Here is a 4,034-nt window from a genome sequence, read left to right on the forward strand (position 1 = left end):
CGCCAGGTGTTCGGCCGCATGCAGCGCGCGCGCCTCTATCTGGAAGGCAACAGCCACCGGGTGGTGCGAATCGGCGAACTGGCCGAGCTGACCAACTTCTCCAGCTGGTACCTGTCCAAGACCTTCCAGAGCCTGTACGAGGAAAGCCCGCAGTCGCTTTCGGCACGACTGCGCCTCGAACGCGCCGCTGATCTGCTGCGCGACACCGACATGATGGTGGGCGAGGTCGCTGCCGCCAGCGGTTTCGACAACTGCTGCAGCTTCGCGCGTGCGTTCCGCGCCCGCTACGGCCAGTCCGCATCGCGCTTCAGGGAGAACGGCGGCTTGCTCCCGCCACAATCCGCAAAGTCTCCGGTTGGTTCGCGCAAATACAGCGCTGCAACGCAATCGTAACGTGCTGGGGTGTTTTAACACGCTGCTAACACGTACCTTGGAGAGATAGATGAACGTTCGTAATCCCGCAGTGCGGTTCGGCTTGCTGCCGGCCGGCATTGCGCTGGCGCTGGCGCCGGCCTTTGCTTCGGCGCAGGAAGCAAAGGGCACCACCGACCTGGACCGCATTTCGGTCACCGGCTCGCGCATCCGCGGCGCTGCCGTTGAAACCCAGCAGCCGATCGTCACCCTCAGCCGTGAGAACCTGGAAAAGCAGGGCTACACCTCGGTTGCTGACGTCCTGCAGAACCTGACCTCGGCCGGTTCCCCGGCCATTTCGCGTTCGGAGTCGCTGGCTTCGGGCGAGAACGTGGGCGGCTACTACGTCGACATCCGCAACCTGGGCGCCCAGCGCACCCTGGTGCTGATGAACGGCAAGCGCCTGGGCGCAACCACCGCCGGTTACCAGGATCTGAGCCAGATCCCGATGGCGGCCATCGAGCGCATTGAGATCCTGAAGGATGGCGCCTCGGCCATCTACGGTTCGGACGCCATCGCGGCCGTGGTCAACGTGATCACCCGCAAGCGCTTCGACGGCGCTGAAGCCAGCGTCTATGTCGGTCAGTACGGCAAGGGCGACGGCGACACCGAAACCTATTCTTTCACCCTCGGCAGCATGGGCGAGCGCGGCGGTGTCACCATGTCCGCCGAGTATTCCAAGCAGGATCCGGTGTGGGCGAAGGATCGTTGGTTCAGCCGTGACGGCAACGCCGGCCCGAACTACCCGCGTTCGGGCGCCAGCCCGATCAACCAGAAGGGTGGCTTCTGCGACCCGTGCGTCACCCCGAACTTGAAGCAGGGCGAGCCGGGCTATGTCGGCCCGAGCGACCAGCGCTGGTACACCCTGCGTGACGGCGGCAACCCGGCCAACCGCGCCGACTACCGTCTGGAAACCTCTGCTGACGCCGTCAATGCCAACGAGCAGATGATGGTGCAGACCGGTATCGAGCGTAAGTCGCTGTACGTCAACGGCAACTACGACTTCACCGACGCGATCTCGTTCAACGCTGACGTGCTCTACAACGAGCGCAACACCACCCAGCAGATCGCGGGCTATCCGTACCAGTCGGCGTCCTTCGGCACCCCGCTGTCGGCCGACAGCGCGTTCAACCCGACCGGTGAAGACCTGACCTTCCGACGCCGTCTGTGGGAAGTGCCGCGCACCACCGAAAGCCAGGTCAAGACCCTGCGCTTCGCCCCGAGCATCAGCGGCTTCTTCGACTTCGCCGGCAAGACCTTCGACTGGGACGTCGGCGCGCTGTGGAACCGCAACGAAACCACCAAGCGTGGTCACGGCGACATGAGCCTGATCGCATCGGAACAGGCGCTGGGCGCTTCGTTCATCGGTGCTGATGGCGTCGCCCGCTGCGGCACCAGCATGTCCGATCCGCTCGCCACCAGCGGCTGCCGTCCGTGGAACCCGCTGCTGCCGTTCGGCGTTGCCGGTGCCGGTTCGCTGGCCGACCAGGCCACCCAGGACTTCCTGTTCCCGTACTTCACCGATACCGGTCTGACCAAGACCACCAGCTTCACCGCCAACCTGTCGGGTTCGATCGTGACCCTGCCGGCCGGTGACCTGGGCTTCGCCGTGGGCGTCGAGCACCGCAAGGAAGAAGGCCGCTTCTCGCCGGACGCCTTCGCGCAGTCGGGCCAGTCCACCGGCCTGGGCGCGCAGACCACTCAGGGTGAGTACTCGCTGGACGAGGTCTACCTGGAACTGAACGTGCCGGTCCTGGCGGACATGCCGTTTGCCAAGGAACTGACCCTGAATGCTGCGACCCGTTACTCGGATTACAGCAACTTCGGCGACACCCTGAATTCCAAGTTCGGCTTCACCTGGCGTCCGCTGGACGAGCTGCTGGTTCGCGGTACCTGGGCTGAGGGCTTCCGTGCTCCGACGATCGACAACCTGTACGGTGGCCTGAGCAGCAGCTTCGAGTCGTACACCGATCCGTGCGGCATCACCGCGCCGGGTTCGGTCAACGGCAACGCGGCCTGCTCGGCGGCGGGCGTCCCGGTTGGTTACACCCAGCTGGGCCAGGGCCTGATTCCGTGCACCTCGACCCCGTGTGCGACGCCGGACCAGTTCATCTCGGGTGCCAACCCGAACCTGACCCCGGAAACCTCCAAGAGCACCACCATCGGCCTGGTCTGGAGCCCGCGCTGGGTGCAGGGCCTGGACATCTCGCTGGACTGGTACAAGTACGAAATCAGCGACATGATCATCGCTGACAGCGTCGACCGCATCCTGCGTGACTGCTACGTGTTGGGCGATGCTTCGCGTTGCGCCGCACACACCCGTGCAGGCGATGGCCACATCAACGGCATGACCTACGGCCTGGCCAACCTCGGCCAGATGGAAACCCAGGGCTACGACCTGGGCATCAAGTACCGCCTGCCGGAGCTGGCCATCGGCCAGTTCGCGATCGACTGGCAGACGAGCTACCTGGCCAAGTACGACGAGCAGGGCCAGAACGCTGACGGTGACAACATCACCATCGGCCGTGTGGGTGAGCCGGGCCTGTTCCGCGTGCGTTCGAACCTGGGCCTGACCTGGTCGAAGGGTGACTTCGGCGTGGCGTACACCGCGCGTTACTACTCGGGCATGAACGAAGCCTGCGTGGCCAACCGTCCGTGCGACGACGCCGACCGCTACCAGAACGGTGAGAAGTCGCCGCTGCGCAAGACCGGCTCCAACACCTTCCACGACCTGCAGGTCAGCTGGAAGGCACCGTGGGATGCCACCATCGCGCTGGGCGCCAACAACGTGTTCGACCATAAGGGTCCGATCATGTTCACCCAGCCGAACTCGAGCTTCGCCTACTACGGCGGCTTCGACGTGGGTCGCTTCCTGTACATGAAGTACACCCAGCGCTTCTGATCCATCGAAGTGCGATAGCAGAACGAGGAGGGCGGACCGCAAGGTCCGCCCTTTTCATTTCTGTAAGGAAATTCTGATCATGTCGAGAAGGTGAGTGCAGTCACTGTCTGCTCTTGTCACATTCAGCACAGTAGGCGCGTCCAATACCGGACACTGGGAGATGGATATGAAGCGCACGCTTTTCCGCCAGGTATCGGCCGCAGTCCTGATCTATGCAACGCTGGTGGGCTCGCTGTCCGCACAGAACATCATCGTCTGCGGCGGCGGTGTGTACTGCGAGCAATTCCGGCTGGAGTGCCTGGCCAAGGGCAACGCCCCGGCCCTGTGCGAGCGCCAATGGCGTCTGTGCGTGCTGGACGCCTGTCCGCAGCGCTGAGACAGGAAAAAGGGCGCGTCCGTTGGACGCGCCCTCATGCGAGGCGGAGGCAGGCGCCCGCGTGCCGCTCAGGCGTCAGTGGGTGTCAGTCCCATCAGTGCATTGGCGTGCTCGCGCCATTGCGGCAGTTTGTTCAGCACGCCTGCACGCTGCAGGTAGTCCTCGTCCACCGGATCGCCATTGACCAGCGCCAGGGCCACGTGCACCGCGCCGGTCACCCAGAAGCTGCGGGTGTTGGCGCGCTGCGGCTGCAGGTGGAAGGCCACCGCTTCGATGATCGGCATCGGCAGGCCCCACAGGCCCAGCAGGTAGGCGCCGGCCTCGGCATGGCCTGGGCGGGTATCG

General features: G+C 64.6%; 3 protein-coding genes and 1 pseudogene. 3 read left to right on the forward strand and 1 reads right to left on the reverse strand.

The genetic code is table 11. The features are described 5' to 3' along the window. From N5E02_RS20355 to N5E02_RS20365, 3 genes are all read left to right on the forward strand, one after another. A partial coding sequence (locus N5E02_RS20355) for a helix-turn-helix transcriptional regulator (protein WP_279946690.1) occupies positions 1-393 on the forward strand: 393 nt, incomplete at its 5' end. A gap of 49 nt (positions 394-442) precedes the next feature. Continuing rightward, a complete protein-coding gene (locus N5E02_RS20360) occupies positions 443-3,313 on the forward strand; it encodes a TonB-dependent receptor (protein WP_032954497.1) in 2,871 nt (956 codons plus the stop codon). 166 nt (positions 3,314-3,479) lie between these two features. Next, positions 3,480-3,689, forward strand: a complete 210-nt coding sequence (locus N5E02_RS20365; RefSeq protein ID WP_032954496.1) for a hypothetical protein — start codon at positions 3,480-3,482, stop codon at positions 3,687-3,689. Positions 3,690-3,757: 68 nt separating this feature from the next. Here N5E02_RS20365 and N5E02_RS20370 read toward each other — a convergent pair. After that, positions 3,758-4,034, reverse strand: a pseudogene (locus tag N5E02_RS20370) (hypothetical protein); the annotation flags it as partial.

Source organism: Stenotrophomonas sp. GD03777, from assembly GCF_029842485.1.
Taxonomy (GTDB): domain Bacteria; phylum Pseudomonadota; class Gammaproteobacteria; order Xanthomonadales; family Xanthomonadaceae; genus Stenotrophomonas; species Stenotrophomonas sepilia.

Coding starts and splice junctions, on each gene's coding strand:
- N5E02_RS20365 (WP_032954496.1), top strand. CDS start 3,480: ATGAAGCGCACGCTTTTCCGCCAGGTATCGGCCGCAGTCCTGATCTAT.
- N5E02_RS20360 (WP_032954497.1), top strand. CDS start 443: ATGAACGTTCGTAATCCCGCAGTGCGGTTCGGCTTGCTGCCGGCCGGC.